15 protein-coding genes are annotated in these 16,051 nt (G+C 49.8%); 14 read left to right on the top strand and 1 reads right to left on the bottom strand.

Annotated elements, in window-relative coordinates:
• The first annotated feature begins 90 nt into the window (after positions 1-90).
• The 13 genes from WJM45_RS16425 (at position 91) to WJM45_RS16365 (ending at position 13,518) form a co-directional block, all read left to right on the top strand.
• Complete coding sequence (locus WJM45_RS16425) at positions 91-603, top strand: ATP-dependent zinc protease (RefSeq protein ID WP_341326141.1); 513 nt, start codon at positions 91-93, stop codon at positions 601-603.
• A 63-nt stretch (positions 604-666) separates the two neighbouring features.
• Positions 667-2,187 carry an inactive transglutaminase family protein gene (locus WJM45_RS16420; protein WP_341326140.1) on the top strand — a complete coding sequence of 507 codons (1,521 nt, stop codon included), beginning with the start codon at positions 667-669 and terminating at the stop codon, positions 2,185-2,187.
• 4 nt (positions 2,188-2,191) lie between these two features.
• Positions 2,192-3,151: an alpha-L-glutamate ligase-like protein gene (locus WJM45_RS16415; protein WP_341326139.1), complete on the top strand. Its 960-nt coding sequence runs from the start codon at positions 2,192-2,194 to the stop codon at positions 3,149-3,151.
• Between the two features lie 865 nt (positions 3,152-4,016).
• Positions 4,017-5,402 (top strand): type VI secretion system contractile sheath large subunit, encoded by a 1,386-nt coding sequence (locus tag WJM45_RS16410; protein WP_341326138.1) that lies wholly within the window; start codon positions 4,017-4,019, stop codon positions 5,400-5,402.
• A 508-nt stretch (positions 5,403-5,910) separates the two neighbouring features.
• Positions 5,911-6,117, top strand: a complete 207-nt coding sequence (locus WJM45_RS16405; protein ID WP_026130375.1) for a cold-shock protein — start codon at positions 5,911-5,913, stop codon at positions 6,115-6,117.
• Positions 6,118-6,654: 537 nt separating this feature from the next.
• Positions 6,655-7,131: a hypothetical protein gene (locus WJM45_RS16400; RefSeq protein ID WP_341326137.1), complete on the top strand. Its 477-nt coding sequence runs from the start codon at positions 6,655-6,657 to the stop codon at positions 7,129-7,131.
• 26 nt (positions 7,132-7,157) lie between these two features.
• A complete protein-coding gene (locus tag WJM45_RS16395; RefSeq protein WP_341326136.1) occupies positions 7,158-8,531 on the top strand; it encodes a sodium:alanine symporter family protein in 1,374 nt (457 codons plus the stop codon).
• Between the two features lie 636 nt (positions 8,532-9,167).
• The gene (locus WJM45_RS16390; protein ID WP_341326135.1) at positions 9,168-9,347 is read left to right on the top strand and encodes a Flp family type IVb pilin; all 180 of its coding nucleotides are present in this window, start codon (positions 9,168-9,170) and stop codon (positions 9,345-9,347) included.
• A gap of 67 nt (positions 9,348-9,414) precedes the next feature.
• Positions 9,415-9,957, top strand: a complete 543-nt coding sequence (locus tag WJM45_RS16385; protein ID WP_341326134.1) for a prepilin peptidase — start codon at positions 9,415-9,417, stop codon at positions 9,955-9,957.
• 25 nt (positions 9,958-9,982) lie between these two features.
• Positions 9,983-10,489: a TadE/TadG family type IV pilus assembly protein gene (locus WJM45_RS16380; RefSeq protein ID WP_341326133.1), complete on the top strand. Its 507-nt coding sequence runs from the start codon at positions 9,983-9,985 to the stop codon at positions 10,487-10,489.
• Between the two features lie 203 nt (positions 10,490-10,692).
• Positions 10,693-11,688, top strand: coding sequence for a Flp pilus assembly protein CpaB (cpaB, locus tag WJM45_RS16375; RefSeq protein ID WP_341326132.1), 996 nt, complete (start codon positions 10,693-10,695; stop codon positions 11,686-11,688).
• 341 nt (positions 11,689-12,029) lie between these two features.
• The gene (locus tag WJM45_RS16370; RefSeq protein ID WP_341326131.1) at positions 12,030-13,379 is read left to right on the top strand and encodes a type II and III secretion system protein family protein; all 1,350 of its coding nucleotides are present in this window, start codon (positions 12,030-12,032) and stop codon (positions 13,377-13,379) included.
• A 4-nt stretch (positions 13,380-13,383) separates the two neighbouring features.
• Positions 13,384-13,518 carry a hypothetical protein gene (locus WJM45_RS16365; RefSeq protein WP_341326130.1) on the top strand — a complete coding sequence of 45 codons (135 nt, stop codon included), beginning with the start codon at positions 13,384-13,386 and terminating at the stop codon, positions 13,516-13,518.
• Here the strand turns inward: WJM45_RS16365 and WJM45_RS16360 are convergent, their stop codons facing one another.
• Positions 13,519-14,817, bottom strand: coding sequence for a transposase (locus WJM45_RS16360; RefSeq protein WP_341325178.1), 1,299 nt, complete (start codon positions 14,815-14,817; stop codon positions 13,519-13,521).
• Between the two features lie 102 nt (positions 14,818-14,919).
• On the opposite strand from WJM45_RS16360, the gene WJM45_RS16355 reads away from it, so the two are divergent.
• Positions 14,920-16,050 carry a hypothetical protein gene (locus tag WJM45_RS16355; RefSeq protein WP_341326129.1) on the top strand — a complete coding sequence of 377 codons (1,131 nt, stop codon included), beginning with the start codon at positions 14,920-14,922 and terminating at the stop codon, positions 16,048-16,050.
• Position 16,051 lies beyond the last annotated feature (1 nt).

Below are 16,051 nucleotides of genomic sequence, written 5' to 3'. Positions count from 1 at the left end.
TCCCTCTTTATGGGTGATTTAAATATATGATTATTAATGAAAAATATGATGAAACGAAATGTTAGTATAAGCCTTTTCATTGTGTTGGTCATGTTAAGTCCTTTTGGTCGAGCCAGCGCATATGAAGATCGAAAAATTATCGCAGGGTGGGTGGAAGACATTATTCTATCTCCGGCACAAATACGGTTTCGAGCAAAGCTTGATACCGGTGCGAGAACCTCTTCGATCCATGCTAAAAATGTTGAACAGTTCGAGCGGGACGGGCAAAGCTGGGTTCGTTTTACATTACCGAAAGGTTTGGAAAAAAAAGCTCAAGCGACTACTGTAGAGTTGCCTGTTGTCAGGGAAACGCTAATTAAAAGACATAAATTGGAATCGGCGAGACGTTTCGTTGTGGAATTCGGGTTTTGTATGAATTCGAATTATTACGAGACGGAGTTCACATTGGCTGACAGAGGCAACTATATTTATCCGGTCTTGCTAGGTCGTCGCTTTTTGGAAAATAAGGTCATTGTCGATCCAGGCGTGACGCATAAATATTCGAAAAAAATAAAAAATATTATTTGCTCTCCAGGCTTTCCGGAGTCGGTCGTGGAAGAATAAATCGGTATCGTTTCTTTCTGATCTCAGGCCCTATAACAACAATTAATTAATACGGCAATCGTTTTGAAAAACCTTCATGTCAATGTTTTGGCGTTTATCCTGGTCGGGTTGAGCGTCGCGGTCACATATTACAAAGTTACTGAGCTAAATCTGCCTTTGTTGCCGGTCGAGGATGAGATTATTTGGGCTGTGGAAGCCAAGGTAAGCTATAAACCTTCTCCCGGCCCTTCCAAAGTCGATTTGATGTTGCCGAAACAAATCCCCGGATATATGTTTTTGGATGAAAACTTTGTTTCAGGTCGATACGGTCTTACCCTTGAAAGCGTCAATCATAATCGAATCGCTCAGTGGGCGGTTCGGCGCCCGGCAGGCGAACAGACATTGTATTACCGGATGCAAATCGTTCCTGGTGAAAAAGAAGCTTTTACCGATAAGAAAGTTCCTTATCCTGAAGAGCCCGAGTATCCGGAAATCTTGCAGACGGCCGTTTCGGCATTGTTGGACGATGTCAGAAGCAAATCGGCGGATATCAAATCCTTTACTCAAGAGTTGTTGCGAAGGTTGAATGCGCCAAGCCCCGACGACAATGTCAAAATAATCAAAAAAGACGCGGCCGGCCCCGAAGCGTGGATGAAGCGAGTGATCGATGTTTTGCATGGGGCGAGGATTCCGACTCGTCAAGTTAACATCCTGATGCTAAAGGATGGGGCAAGACACAGTAAGCTGGTGCCCTGGCTTCAGGTGCATAACGGTGAACAATGGTTGACCTTTGATCCGCATTCGGGGGCATCCGGTTTTCCTGAAAATTCAATCATTTGGTATTACGGAAGCGCGCCCTTACTTAAAGTGACAGGAGGACGATCGGAAAAGATCGACTTTTCGGTGTATAAGCAGTCGCTTGGATTGGCAGCGGTAACCCAGAAGCGAATCGGTAAAATCGATTCGCCGATTATGGAGTTCTCGCTATTCCATTTACCGATTCAAACACAAAATGTTTACCGGATTTTATTGATGATGCCGATCGGCGCCTTGTTGATCGTTGTTTTGAGAAATGTCGTCGGCTTTAAAACATTCGGTACGTTCATGCCGATTTTGATCGGGATGGCGTTTCGAGAGACCGGCTTATCTTGGGGGCTTTTTTTATTTGGTTTGCTCATCGCATTCGGTTTGATGCTGCGTTTTTATTTGGAGTATTTGCGTTTGCTGCTGGTGCCGAGGCTCGCGAGTGTGCTGATCATCGTTGTGATATTGATGACGTTGCTAAGCTTGATGAGTCATAAAATGGGCATCGATCGCGGATTATCCGTAGCCTTGTTCCCGATGGTCATCATTTCGATGACGATTGAACGAATGTCCTTGGTTTGGGAAGAGCACGGACCTTCGGAGGCGCTGCAACAGTGCATCGGTAGTTTATTCATTGCATCGATCGGTTATTTGCTGATGTCGCATCCCGTACTCGAGCATCTTATTTTTGTATTTCCCGAATTGTTATTGACATTTTTGGCGTTCACCTTACTGTTAGGTCGCTATACCGGCTATCGCTTAACTGAGTTGTGGCGGTTTCGTTCCGTCATAAAAGGATAGCCGCATGTCTTGGAAAAATTATTTGCGCCCCTCGAAACGGCTAAGAGATGTCGGTTTATTGGGGATGAATCAGCGTAATGGCGACTACATACTGCGTTACAATCCGCGTAAATATTATCCGTTGGTCGACGATAAGCTGCGAACTAAAAAGCTCGCACAAGCTTCAGGCATTGCCGTCCCCGAACTCTATGCGGTCATTGAAGCGGAATATCAAATTGCCGATTTAGCCGAAAAGCTCAAAAACTACGACGAGTTTGCAATCAAGCCTGCGCATGGCAGCGGAGGCGAAGGGATTATCGTTGTCAATGGTCGCAGCAAGAATTGTTATCGCAAACTGAACGGCACCTTGTTGACCGAAGAGGAAATCGGTCATCACATATCCAATATACTGAGCGGCATGTACAGTTTGGGCGGGCAACCGGATGTCGCATTGATTGAATACCGGGTCGATTTTGATCCGGTTTTCGATCGAGTGAGCTATCAAGGCGTTCCCGACATCAGGACGATTATTTTCATGGGCGTTCCGGTGATGTCGATGTTGCGTTTGCCGACTCGGCTTTCCGACGGTAAGGCCAATCTACATCAAGGCGCGATTGGTGTGGGTATCGATATCGAACAAGGCGTCACCACGACCGGCGTATGGCAAAACGACATGATCGATGCGCACCCTGATTCAGGACATTCGATTACAGGACTAAGCTTGCCGAATTGGGAGGAAATCTTGCTGTTGTCGGCGGGTTGCAAGGAGCTGGTTTCGCTCGGTTATATCGGCGTCGATATCGTATTGGATTCGAAGCTCGGTCCGCTGATGCTCGAAATCAACGCTCGTCCCGGGTTAAGCATTCAATTAGCCAACAAAAAAGGACTTTTACCCCGTTTGGAAGCCGTCGAGAAGCTAAAAAAAATTCCCGAAACGGCCGTAGAACGCGTCGAACTGGCCAAAAAGCTTTACCGGAAACTATAAGCCGGGATGTAGGAGCGGCGTGAATTAGGGTGATGCTGCATGTACTTCGCACGGCCACATTTTCTGGTAAGCTGGCGCGCTCTTTTGTCCGGTAGCTGCGTTGCGAAAACAGTTACATAGCTTGCTATGCGCCTGTTTTCGCGCCTTGCTACCGAACAAAATAGCATTGCCATAAAAGCCGAAAACATGACCGTGCGAAGTATATCGAATACTTTCACAACGTTTCCAGCTTGGGAAACAGCATGTAGCCCGTATGCAACGTAGCGGAATACGGGAATGGCGTGGCTTCGAACGTCCAGGAGGAGCTACGCTGTTTAATGCCGTGATACAGACGTAGTCGGGTAGGTCGGGTTAGGCGGAGCCGTAACCCGACTTATCGATAGACAAAATGTCGGGTTACGCTAGCGCTAACCCGACCTACTCTATTAACCATGAAGAGCATGAAGAATTAGTTCGTTGGTTTTTTGCTTTTTCCTTCATTACCTTCATGTTCTTCATGGTAAATAAGTTTATTCGCAATGTATTCGCCAATGCTTTCGCAGTCGGGTAGGTCGGGTTACGCTAGCGCTAACGCGACCTACGCTATTAACCATGAAGAGCATGAAAAATTAGTTCGTTGGTTTTTTCCTTCATTACCTTCATGTTCTTCATGGTAAATAAATTTATTTGCAATGTATTCGCCAATACTTTAACAGTCTCTCCAGATTGGGAATGCAGGGCTCGGAAGCTCTAACTTGCCGATTTCAACTCCGGTTCCGATGGGCAGCCGACAGGAGGCAAAGCATTTAAAGTGTCTTCATTACTTGTCTGATGAAATCGTGTCTGCTACTGTCCGGATTTGTCGATCGGATTGGGAGAATTAAGTATGCCGGGAAGAATTGATTTGACGATGGGATTTAATACTCGGGGCATAGCATCTAAAAAAGCGCGCGCTAACGCCTATCGAATTTATGTGTTGGGGGATTTTTCCGGACGGAGCAATTCCGCGTTGAGTCAACGCAATATTCAAAGAATTGATAGCGATACTTTTGATCAGGTCATGACTCAAATCAGGCCGTCGCTCAATCTCGACGCGGGTTTGACATTGCATTTCGAATCGATAGTAGACTTTCATCCGGATGCCTGGTTTAACAAAATCCGAATTTTGGCCGACTTGCTGGAATTAAAAAAAGCGTTGAGTAATCCGAAAACGGCGGCGCAGGCTGCGGCGAAAATTCAATCGTTCATTCCAATCGCCCCCAATGAAAACCTCTCGGCCCAAACGCAGCAAGCCGATGTCGAGAGGGAAGCGGATATCTTGCAACGTTTGTTGGGCAAGGCGCCGGAGCCTAAGGCCGGTCAAGACGATACAGTTGAGAAATTGATCGAGCGCGTCGTGTCGCCCTATATTGTCCAGGATATCGAGCCGCAGTATCAGGCTTTGATTGATGTGATCGATGGGACAATCAGCCAATTTTTGCGAACCCTGCTGCACCGTCAGGATTTTAAAAGCCTCGAGTCCCTTTGGCGAGCCACCGAAGCATTAGTCAATGAAGAATACGCGGACGAACAGCGCTTCTTTTTAGTCGATATTAGCCAAGCCGAATTAATGGCCGCTGTACATGAAGGGGGCAGCGAGTTTAAAGAGCGCTTATTGGCGCATGTTCAATTGGACGACGAAGAGCGGGATGTATTGTTGATTAGCGATTTTAGCTTTACCGGCAGTGTTGAAGATGCTGAATTGCTTAAGTTTTTGAGTGCTTCGGCAAGAGCTTGCGGCGGTTGTTTTCTGGGCGCTGCAGACCAGTCATTGATCGATAGCGCTATCTTTGGCGAATCTCAAAAAGACGGCGATTGGGCTCGATACCGTAGCGAGATTAATGCCGATAGCGTGGTGTTGGCATATCCTCGCTACTTATTGAGATTACCCTACGGATTGAAGCTTGACCCGATCGAAACATTGGCTTTTGAAGAGTGTTCGGAGGTTCCCGTTCGGAATGAACTGTTATGGGGAAATCCAGCCCTGTTATGCGCTCGTGCGCTGATAAGAATGACTGAAGAAGACAGTACGGACAATGTAGTATTGATGAGCGATGTGCCGGTATTTAGTTATACCTTGGATGATGAGCCGGTTTTGCAGCCCGGCACCGAAACATTGTTGAACGAGACTCAAGTCAATGTTTTGTTGTCGAAAGGCATCACACCGTTGATTGGATTCCGTCAGCGTCAAGGCGTTCAGTTGCCGACAATTTCGACGTTGGCGGATCGTTGAGTTAAATCGGTCAAGCCCCCGCTTTGCGCTCATCGTTATACATAAATTGTAGGGTACGCTGCGCGTACCAAAGCCGTGCCCTAGCGGTTCGGTTGACACATGAAATGAACATTGCGGGGTTTCCATGGTACGCACAGCGTACCCTACGCGGATCACCTAGCGTTAGGTGAGGGGGATTCGCGAGTGTTAAGTGATAATAAATGGTATCGAGGTCTCATTGCTTAATGATTGTAAAAGGGTAATTTTTGGCTTATGTATAACAACGAGCAAAGAACCTTGGGAAACAGAATTAATCGACGGATTTTCCAGAATTAAATTGACAATACTAATAATAGGCCTACAATGAGCTCCAGCTAGAAAACTAGATTTACCTTTGTTTACCATTTCGATGTCTTAGTAGTTATTCGTCCTGTTTTTCATATAGTAATTCCATCGTTATCAGCTTTACCCGCCTTTCTTAAGGCTTTTAATTTAAAATTTTATAGGACTTACTATGAATACTGCAGCAATGACTACCGGCACCGTTAAATGGTTTAATTCAGATAAAGGTTTCGGTTTTATCGAACAACAACAAGGTCCGGACGTTTTCGTTCATTTCCGGAATATCCTGAGCGGCACCAGCAGCTACAAATCACTGGATGAAGGCCAGCACGTTCAGTTTAAAATTACTCGTGGCCCAAAAGGACCGCAAGCCGAAGAAGTCACGGTTATCTAAACCGATTTAAAAAACCCGCGCCCATGAATTGGGCGCGGGTTTTTTTATGCCTGAAATAATGCTGCGTATCTTGCGGTCTAGTTATGTGGAGTACGAAACCGAGAAACTATGAATTTTTCCATGTTTTAGTTTTGCTTCAACATTTTGGATTGCTTTAGCCACGGTCAAAGCATTCAGGACGGGGTTGCAAAACCCCGTCCTGCCGAGTTTCCCAAGTTCCAGTTCTCGCCTTTATACACATCTCTTTGCGGGGCGGGTTATTTAACCCGCCCCCAACGTTTTAGTGTTGCCTAAACATTTCGGATTGCTTTAGCCACGGTCAAAACGTTTAGGACGGGGCTATAAACCCCGTCCTGCGGAGGGCGACATCCTTATCTTGATGCGTATGGGTTATAAACCCCATCCTGCCGAGGGATCAATTTTTTGTTTGGGATCAAAAGCGTCATCTCATGACGGTTGCATTTAAAAGAAAGTCAGTCGGAAAAATCGGATAAACTTAATATTTGGATTGTGTTGTCATTTGCCGATGTGAAGAGTATGGACAAACAAAATACCTTTGAATTATTAGCAAAAGAGTTCGAGCTTAAACCTTCAGATTACTATTTCCTGGATCTTATCCCGTTAATCGAAATGATATGGGCCGACGGCGAAAATCAACCGGCCGAGCTGGCATTGTTGTATCAATTTACGATCGAGCACATCGCGCATCTTGACCGTGCGGCGGGGATTCCTTTGGTAACGGTCGATGATGCCAATGATTTTTTAGAACGCTTCGCACATCAACGACCGCCGGAAAGACTGCTTGACGCGTTGAGCGAATTAACCCTCGATGCTGCGTCATCGACCGATTCCGAGAGAAACCGAAGCATTCTGAAATATTGCCTGGATATCGCCGCCGCTTGCACGACACAGTACCCCTATGCCTTGCGAGGCCGTATCGTTGAGAGCGAAAAGGATTTGCTCCATAAGCTCTTTGCCGCGTTCCAAAATAAATATAGCTTCGACACAAACTAAGTCGAATACCAATTACGAGAATATCCATGGAAACTTTCGAAAATGTTATTGGGACTTTGTCGGGCTGGGTCTGGGGCGCGCCGATGCTTATTTTACTGGTCGGTACCGGATTGTATTTGACGATTCTGTTGCGCGGCTTGCAATTTTGGGCGCTCGGCCACGCGTTAAAGCTGATTTTCGATAAGGATCATCAGGGCGACGGCGATATCAGTCATTTTGCCGCGTTGACCACGGCGCTGGCGGCTACGGTCGGTATCGGCAATATCGTCGGCGTGGCAACAGCGATTACGCTAGGTGGACCCGGCGCGGTCTTTTGGATGTGGATGACCGGCATCGTCGGCATGGTGACCAAGTATGCCGAAGCGGTATTGGCGGTTAAATACCGCGAACAAGGTAAGTATGGCATGCGCGGCGGCCCGATGTATTACATTGCAAAGGGCGCTGGATTGCCTTGGCTGGGCTGGCTGTTTGCGGTGTTCACGGCCGGCGCGGCTTTCGGCATCGGCAACATGACTCAAGCCAATTCAGTCGCGGTCATGCTCGATAATGTCTTCGGCGTCGAAACCTGGGCGACCGGTATTGTATTGATGTCGTTGACCGGCTTCGTGCTGATAGGCGGCATTCGTTCCATCGGTCGATTTACCTCGATGCTGGTGCCGTTCATGATCGTGCTTTATATCGGCGCCGCGTTGACCGTTATCGCGATCAACGCCAGTCAAGTGCCTGAAGCATTGCGGCTGATTTTTTATCATGCCTTCAACCCGGTCGCGGCGGGTGGTGGGTTTGCCGGCGCAACTATCGCCTCCGCTATCCGCTTCGGTGTGGCTCGCGGGGTGTTTTCCAACGAATCGGGGCTCGGGTCGGCACCGATAGCCGCCGCGGCCGCGCGGACTTGCGATCCGGTCAAGCAAGCGCTGGTATCGATGACGCAGACCTTCATCGATACCTTGTTGGTGTGCACGATCACCTCGCTGGTTATTTTAACCGCGACACCGTGGACCGAAGGCGTTAGTGCCGGGGTTCTAACTAGCTTGAGTTTTGCCGAGACGCTGGGTAGCGCCGGTACGCTGGTCGTCGCACTGGCGACAGTATTGTTCGCATTTTCGACCTTGATCGGTTGGAGCTATTACGGCGAAAAAGCCGTCGAATATTTGCTCGGCACGCGAGTTATCGTGCTTTATCGCGTTGTCTTCGTTGCCGTTATCGTGATCGGCGCGACGATGCAGCTGGAATTGGTGTGGAATTTCTCGGACCTGATGAATGGCTTGATGGCCATGCCTAATCTGATAGGGCTGTTGTTGCTCTCTAAGGTTGTGCGCGTGGAGACGCGGCGCTATTTTAGCGCACGCATCGTTAACGCGGAAAACACTCTAAAAGTTGAGTCTTTCGATAGGAAATAGCAGTGTAGCCCAGATGGAGCGCAGCGCAATCCGGGACGTTCGAAGCCACGCCATTCCCGTATTACACTGCGTTGCATACGGGCTACGAGCTAACGTTGTGCGCGCTGAGACGCGGCACTACTTTAGCGCTCGCATCGTTAACGCGGAAAAAGTCTAATAGTTGAGTCTATTAATAGGAAATAGCTTGACCAGGCGGAGTTTGGGGGTTAGGATTTTGACTCTTGTGCGTTAAGGCCTCGGAGCCGGCTATAGTATCTAATGCGAGATAAATGCCTAGTTTTACCGGATGCGGATGATAGGTGAGCTTGTTCTGATGAGGTTTGTCGGTGGGGTCTGAAGCATTTGATAATTAAGAAGTAAAATGTCATAGGCTCATAAGGCCTGTTAAATTTCGGTCGATGAAAGATGCGTCAACCGGCAACGTTGAATTATAAAAAAACAAATAGTTAAGAACTGTGAATAAGCCAGTTTTATTTTAAATGGTTTTCTGTGACTATGACAGGCAAGGAAGAGAATAATAATTAACTGACCGATTAATCTAGTTTAGGTTAATGCGTAAAAAGCCGAAGGGAATCGTTGGCCTACAACAATGACTTAAGCGGGTAATATCAGTCGATAACCCGAGGAGAGATGAAAATGAACATTCAATTTAAACAATGGTGGGGCGAGTTTCTTCGTGACGAAGAAGGCGCGAGCGGTATTGAATATGCGTTGATTGCCGCGATGGTCGCGGTTGCGCTTGTAACATTCGTTCCTGGTATCAGTGAAGCTGTAACATCAATTTTTCAAGGTATTGAGACCGCACTGACTCCGTAACCTAGTGAGTCGATTTCGGCTGTATTAAGTTGATGCATGCAACTAGGTTTGATCGTGGATTCACAGCATGAACCCATTCGCGGCGGTGTCGGCGCCGATTTGTATTTTGGCTTTGTGGGCTGTCGCTTGCGGCCTCTATGATCTAATTCGGCGCCGCTTGCCCAATAGCCTAACGCTCGGAGCGCAGGTGGCGGTGCTGGCCGCTTATGCGGTAACCGGGGAAGGCTGGTTGGAATTACCGTTGTCTTCGGCATTGGCCGGCTGGGTCTTGGCGCTGGTCATGACCATGCCCGGCTATGTCTTCAAAAAGCTCGGCGCGGGCGATGTTAAATTGTTTACTGCAATGGGCTTGTTCGGCGGCGTCGACGCGGTACTGATTACCTTTGTTGTGGCGGGGTTGCTGTCAGGTGTGACGGTTATCTTGTGGTTGGCGGCTTACCGCGGGTTTTTTCTATTGTCGCCATTGTTGGCGCGACTGGGTCTGTCCTGTGCCGGAGTGCCGGAGCCGAAAGGCAGGTTCCTGCCGTTCGGCGCGGCGCTGGCGGTCGGTTTTTTGGTGGCCTTGCTGGCCGCCGCGTCAGGTGTTTCACTATTGTCGTTACAAGAGTGATCTGCATCAACATAAAAGACCGGTCATGAGACACATAGAGAGTTCTATCGGGTATTCCAAAATCAGATCTCCTGCCTGCGCTTGGCGCGGTCAGCGCGGCGCGGCTGCGATCGAGGCGGCGCTGCTGTTCGTCATTTTTTTCACGCTGTTTTACGCGATCGTTAGTTATTCGATTCCGATGATGATGATGCAGGTCTTCAATCATGCGGCGTCCGCCGGCGCACGGGCGGGCGTGGCGGTGGATCGGAGTTTTTTCGCCGATGAAGAGAACGTCGAAGCCGCGTATATAGCCGGTGTCGAAGCCAGGGTGCGCGATGTCGTCGAAACGTTTCTGGATGAAACCTTGCTGCCGTCCGCGCGGGCAAATGCCGATGTGGCTGTTAATTGGAGCGACGATATTTTGACCGTGACCGTTAGATATGCCGGCTATCGAGCCAATCCGCTGGTGCCGATCTTGCGCTTTCCTGTCATCGGCGATGTGCCGAGATTGCCCGACGACCTAATCGGACGGGCCTCCGTGCAGATTTTGTAAGAACTCGCCACGCTCCTCCATGAGAACCTAAAGATGTAGGATGGCTAGGAGCGAAGCGGAAACCCATCATGGAACTCATTCCTATTTTCAGCACCCATGTATTTTCATAGCAATAAAGATAAAGTATGCGGATTAATGTCGTAGAATAAATCGCCGACAAATTTTCCGATTACAATGAGCCGAAAAAGCAAGCAGGAGTCGTCATGAGCAGTACAGTATTACGAGTATTGGCAATTTTATTGGCGCTCGGGGCGGTCGGCATCGGTTATCTCGGCTATAAAACCAGTCAGACCCCAACAAAACAGGAACCGATAGTCGTAGAGCAAGCCCGGCCAAAAGGCGAGGCAGTGGTATTTGCGGCGCGAGACATTCGGGGCGGGCAAGTCATCGTCGAGGAAGACCTGACCTCCGCTGTCGTGCCGACGCGTCCGGTGCACTCTTTTGCGTCGGCGGCCGAGTTAACCGGACGTAAAACCAGGGTCGATATTGCCGCCGGCGAAATGCTGCTCGGCAGTCATTTTCCAGCGTATAGTCAATTGGCCTTGGCTCTCCGTCCTGGAGATCGTGCGCTTGCCGTCAAAGTGGATGAAGTGATCGGTGCCGGAGGATTCATCGAACCCGGCGATCATGTTGATGTGCTGCTTTATTTGCGCAGCGACCGGGAAGTCGGCAACGATAGTTCCGCGCAAGTCGTATTGTCGAATGTGCGCGTGTTGGCTTTCGGCAATATGTTAAGTAAGCCGGAACAAAGCAGGGATAGAGATGATGTTCCGTCGGACCCAATGGAAAAGACTCAGGTTGGCGGTAAACCTGCATCGACTCGGCAAAAAAAGGATGTGGAGCCTACCGGCAAAAAAAGTAAAACGGCGGTGTTGGCGATTGGCGAGTCCGATACTTCGAAGCTGATGCTGGCCGAATCCAGCGGTAGAATTCGGCTTGCCTTGCGAGGCCCCGAAGAAAACATTTCGCCGGTCGACGAAGATGCTTTATTGCAAGCCGGTTTGTCTCTACCGCAGCCGGAAAGGGCTTTGGATGAAAGGTATCAGGTGCTATTAAAAGACCTCGTTCGAGGCGGGAGTCATGAAGGCGAGGAAAGGGGCATGACGTATGAAAGCGAGGCAAAAGCCGGTATAGTCATTCATAGGGGCAATACTCAGAGGGGGTATGCAACGCAAACCTTAGGATTTGGTCGTAAATAACTTCCTTATTTTAGGGAGGGTTCGGTTGCTCGATTGGCAGGTGTCGGCGGCAGGGAAAGCCGCCGTCAAGCCTACAAGGACGTATTCACCCAGCACCTAAATTCCATAGCTCATTGGCTATGGTTAACTATCTTGGATAATTTAGGTGCTGGGTTCACGGCATCCTGCCAAGTGAGTTACCGTACCCTCAACAAAGCTCATAGTTCCAGGACGTAATTTATTACGAAATCCTTATCTTCTTCGCCTTAGATTCAAATGGTTATCTAGGGATGCGATGGGTAACCCTTGGCACGCTTGATCAATAATAATAACTATATTAAAGAGCGAATTATCGATTACCAATGAACATTTCGAAAGTTATATTAGCCGTGTTGCTTTTGGCGATAGGGGATTTCTCTCATGCGGCTAAACTAAGCGTCAATCTCGAGGTAGGTAGGCAGTGGCGGGCACCTTCCGATAGAACGATCAAACGCGCCGCTATCGGTAATGACGAGATTGCCGATGTGCAAGTTGACGGGAATCTATTGCTGGTCATGGGAAAAAAGCCCGGCAAAACGGATTTAATGGTGTGGTACGGTGATGATACCGAGAAACCGAGTCTCCAGGTCGAGTTGTTGGTCGTGGCGTCGGCCGGCTTGAAGCAACGCACGGTGAGCCGACTCGATAGTGCCGACCTTCAAGTGCGGGAGGCCGGCGATAAGCTCGGTTTGTCGGGTCAAAGCCGCTCATTGGAAAGTCATGCCCAAGTGCGCCAGGCTCTGGATGCGAAAAGTGATGCGTCGATCGACGCCAGCGTGCTGGATTTCGACACCCAGGTGCAAATCGATATCAAGATCGTCGAAGTCAGCCGCAGACGCTTGCAGAACGCCGGCCTGTTTCTCGGCAAGAACACGGCCAACACGACGCTGGCCTTGTCTACGCCGGGTAATATGTCCGGCGTTCAATCCGCCGGTGAAGGCGCGTTGTCTTTGTTGAGCAGCGGTTTTTTTCCGCATGCCCAGGCTTTCAATTTTCTCTACGGGAATGCTACCGAAGGCATACTCGGTGTGGTTTCCGTACTCGAAAACAACGGTTTCGCCTATACACTGGCGGAACCCACGCTGGTCGCGATGAGCGGACAAAGCGCCAATTTTTTGGCCGGCGGCGAATTTCCGATTCCGATCCGGGCGGGCGGCACGCTCGACAGCGGTATCACGGTTAGGTTCAAGGAGTTCGGCGTCCGCGTGGCGTTGACGCCCACGGTCTTGGATGATAACCGTATCGCGCTGAAAGTCGCGCCGGAAGTCAGCGAATTGGATTTTACAGCAGGCATACAGAGTGGTGGCGTCGCGGTTCCGGCATTGCGCGTTCGACGCACCGATACCAGTCTTTCGTTGGGCGACGGCGAGAGTTTCGTGATTAGCGGACTGGTCAGTCAGAATACCATCGGCAGTGTCGATAAGTTTCCGTGGCTTGGCGATATTCCGATTCTCGGAGCCTTCTTTCGCTCAACAAGCATCGACCGGACCGACAAAGAGCTGATCATGGTCGTGACGCCGCATTTGGTCCGCCCGATAGCCAAAGGCGCGCCTTTGCCACCGATGCCGGGCGAACGCTTCCGGAAATACGACCCTAATTTCTTCGAGGTGTTTTTTAAGGAAACCGGAGAATTCAAAGCCAAAACGCCGGTACGCTCTGGATTTTCGGATTGATCTTATGGCTGTTATTCGCAAACAAAGTTTCATTGCCGTTACCAACGACCAAGATCATATCCGCTGGCTGAATACGGTTTTCAAAGATGAAGGGGAGGTGGTGGTTCATAAGCGCCAACTTAAGAATCTAAGTATTTGATTAAGCAAGACTAACGCCACCTCCCCGACCTTCAATAATGAGTTCCAAAACACGATCCGGTAAACCCTGAAGCTTTTTCTTGCGCGGACGTTCACAGAGGCTTTTTATGCAGTCGTCAATAAAGCGCTCATTTTTTGGAAAACAAGCCGTAAGTCCTGCCTTGATCTCATTGGCGATCGTGCGCCATAAACGCCAATGGGTAATCGAACGATCACCGTCCATTGTGGTAGCCGCCCGGCCGAATCGGCGCTGCGCTATTTTTTGAGTCACTGCAGCAAACAGTAACTTGCCGTGCAAATATAAATCCGCCAGCTTGCTGTCTTTTCGGGCGCGTAGCCGGTCGATATCAAGCAAGCTCTTTAGCCGCTTTATGACCAACTCCACTTGCCAGCGAACCCGGTAGAGCTCAGCGATTGATTTCGTGTCGAGCAGCGCTTCGGGGAGCGAAGTAAAAATCAACACCCAGCCGCTCAGCATCAAGGTCTTTTGGCTCGCCGTGCGACCTTTATCACGCGCGCGTTGTTTCGCTTTGCGGCGTGCTTGCGCCGCCTGTTCCGGCGGTAACGGCATCGCATGCACCACGCCTTCAATACGTTTGTCTTGATGGCACAGATAAACCGGTATCGCACCCGGCTGACCATTCAAATCGCGTATGCGCTGTTCCCAATCGATTTTAACACCTTTCGGTTCGTTGCACCGTTCGTAAAGCGTCATGCTGTGTGGATTGTAGCGCAGTACGACGTGGCCGCCGCGATCAATGAGCGGGACTAAAGACTTCGGTTGGTTGTAGCCTCGATCCAGCAACGCGACATCACCTGCAGTCAACTGATAGTGATCCAAGCTCTCGCCAACTTTATCGGTCGTGACGTTGACCTCGCGGAGTGTCAAGCTCATCAAGTCGATCGCCACATGCAAGCGATACGTTGTTTCTTTCGCGCCGGGTTCTTGCACGGTCGAACCGTCAATCACAATGAAATTCAAGGAGCCATTGTTAATCTGTTTATCCAATCCGAACACACGCTTCAGTAACGACTTGATCCACGCCACGCAGGCCGCCAGTCGCTTGGTCACCGCCGTGTCGCTCAAATAGCCTTGAAGCTTGGCAACTTCGCCGGCACAGCTGCGCAACGACAAGTCCAGTCCGCAATACAACAGGACTAACTGCAATAATTGCAACGGTGATCGGATTTTCCGTGCCCGTGCAAACGCCTGTAATTCATAGGCCTGCTCCTGGAAATCTGCTGGAAGCTCTTGCAAAAAGTCATCAAAAAGGGTATCTGTTAGCTGTGGCTGCTTCATAGGGATTTTCACTTTCGTCGGTAAAAATACTCTATGTTGTGGCCACATCTTGATTTTTCAACTGTGAATCAATGCCTTGCGTCTTAAGTTGGCGCTTATGAGGTGGTGGTTGCCGATTCGCCGTCCTTGGAGCGTGTGCGTCAAATTCTCGATTTGACCGGGGCGCAGGTTGTGTTCGTGTTGTTGCACGCCCAATCTCACCGACAAGACGCGGCGCTGATAGAAGGCTTGGTGGCTTTTAAACCCATGCTCTCCGTCATCGCGATGGCGGAACAGGCCGATAACGAACTGATACTTTCGGCAATGCGCGCCGGCGCGCGCGATTTCATTTTGACTCAAAGCCGGCCCGGTGAAGTGATCAGTTTGGTCAAGCGCCTGGAAAGCCGAGCGCCCGCACCCAATATTCCGACCGAATCGGTCGGCACGATCACGGCGTTGGTGAGCGCCCGGCCCGGTTCCGACACGCCGATGCTCGCGCTACACTTGGCTTTGGCGATGCAAGGCGCGCGCACGGAGCGCAATGCCTTGCTGATCGATCTCGGTAATCCGGCAGGAGACACCTTGATCTATCTCGGACTCACCTCGCCCTACAGTTTCATTGATGCGGTGCGTAGTTTGCGCCGGCTGGATTCTATGCTGATCGATAGCGCGTTCGCCAAGCATGAAAGCGGGCTAAGTTTGTTGGCCTTACCGGAGGAACAAAGCGCGATGGGCGAGATTACCTCGGCCGATATCTATGTCTTGCTCGGCATGTTACGCCGTTATTTTCCTCGTATCGTGATTAATCTGGGCGGAGTGCCACGGTCGGATTTTCTATATCTGTTGCTGAGCAATGCCGACAATACGCTGGTCGTGGTTGAGCAGAGCGTTCCCAGCTGTAAGCAAAACATGCAATTGGTGAAAAAAATGATCGAACATAAAATCTCGATGGATTCTGTCGAGCTGGTCGTAGACCGCTACCTGCCGCAATTACCGCCCGATGCCGAGAGTCTGTCCCGCGGCTTCGGCTTGACCTTGCAGACTACGTTGCCGCCATCGGGCATGGCGCGCCTGGCGATGATGAATTCCGGCGATAGTTTGTTTAAATGTGCGCCTCGCGACCCTTACACGCTGGCGATAAAAAAACTAGCGAAAAGGATTATCAATAGTCGCGGTAAGGCCGACGAGGCGCGAAAGCCCGAAAAGGATTCGGGTTTTTTTAAGAACATATTGGCGCGCTTTGGCGCTAAGTAGG

It is taken from the genome of Methylotuvimicrobium sp. KM2 (genome assembly GCF_038051925.1).
Lineage (GTDB): Bacteria > Pseudomonadota > Gammaproteobacteria > Methylococcales > Methylomonadaceae > Methylotuvimicrobium.
The sequence above is the reverse complement of the archived record's forward strand: the minus strand, read 5'-3'. Positions and strand labels throughout refer to the sequence as shown.

What these genes read in the sequence shown, in the direction of transcription:
- WJM45_RS16425 (WP_341326141.1), top strand. Translation starts at nt 91, where the DNA reads ATGTTAAGTCCTTTTGGTCGAGCCAGCGCATATGAAGATCGAAAAATT.
- WJM45_RS16415 (WP_341326139.1), top strand. Translation starts at nt 2,192, where the DNA reads ATGTCTTGGAAAAATTATTTGCGCCCCTCGAAACGGCTAAGAGATGTC.
- WJM45_RS16410 (WP_341326138.1), top strand. Translation starts at nt 4,017, where the DNA reads ATGCCGGGAAGAATTGATTTGACGATGGGATTTAATACTCGGGGCATA.
- WJM45_RS16405 (WP_026130375.1), top strand. Translation starts at nt 5,911, where the DNA reads ATGACTACCGGCACCGTTAAATGGTTTAATTCAGATAAAGGTTTCGGT.
- WJM45_RS16400 (WP_341326137.1), top strand. Translation starts at nt 6,655, where the DNA reads ATGGACAAACAAAATACCTTTGAATTATTAGCAAAAGAGTTCGAGCTT.
- WJM45_RS16395 (WP_341326136.1), top strand. Translation starts at nt 7,158, where the DNA reads ATGGAAACTTTCGAAAATGTTATTGGGACTTTGTCGGGCTGGGTCTGG.
- WJM45_RS16390 (WP_341326135.1), top strand. Translation starts at nt 9,168, where the DNA reads ATGAACATTCAATTTAAACAATGGTGGGGCGAGTTTCTTCGTGACGAA.
- WJM45_RS16385 (WP_341326134.1), top strand. Translation starts at nt 9,415, where the DNA reads ATGAACCCATTCGCGGCGGTGTCGGCGCCGATTTGTATTTTGGCTTTG.
- WJM45_RS16380 (WP_341326133.1), top strand. Translation starts at nt 9,983, where the DNA reads ATGAGACACATAGAGAGTTCTATCGGGTATTCCAAAATCAGATCTCCT.
- cpaB (WP_341326132.1), top strand. Translation starts at nt 10,693, where the DNA reads ATGAGCAGTACAGTATTACGAGTATTGGCAATTTTATTGGCGCTCGGG.
- WJM45_RS16370 (WP_341326131.1), top strand. Translation starts at nt 12,030, where the DNA reads ATGAACATTTCGAAAGTTATATTAGCCGTGTTGCTTTTGGCGATAGGG.
- WJM45_RS16365 (WP_341326130.1), top strand. Translation starts at nt 13,384, where the DNA reads ATGGCTGTTATTCGCAAACAAAGTTTCATTGCCGTTACCAACGACCAA.
- WJM45_RS16360 (WP_341325178.1), bottom strand. Translation starts at nt 14,817, where the DNA reads ATGAAGCAGCCACAGCTAACAGATACCCTTTTTGATGACTTTTTGCAA.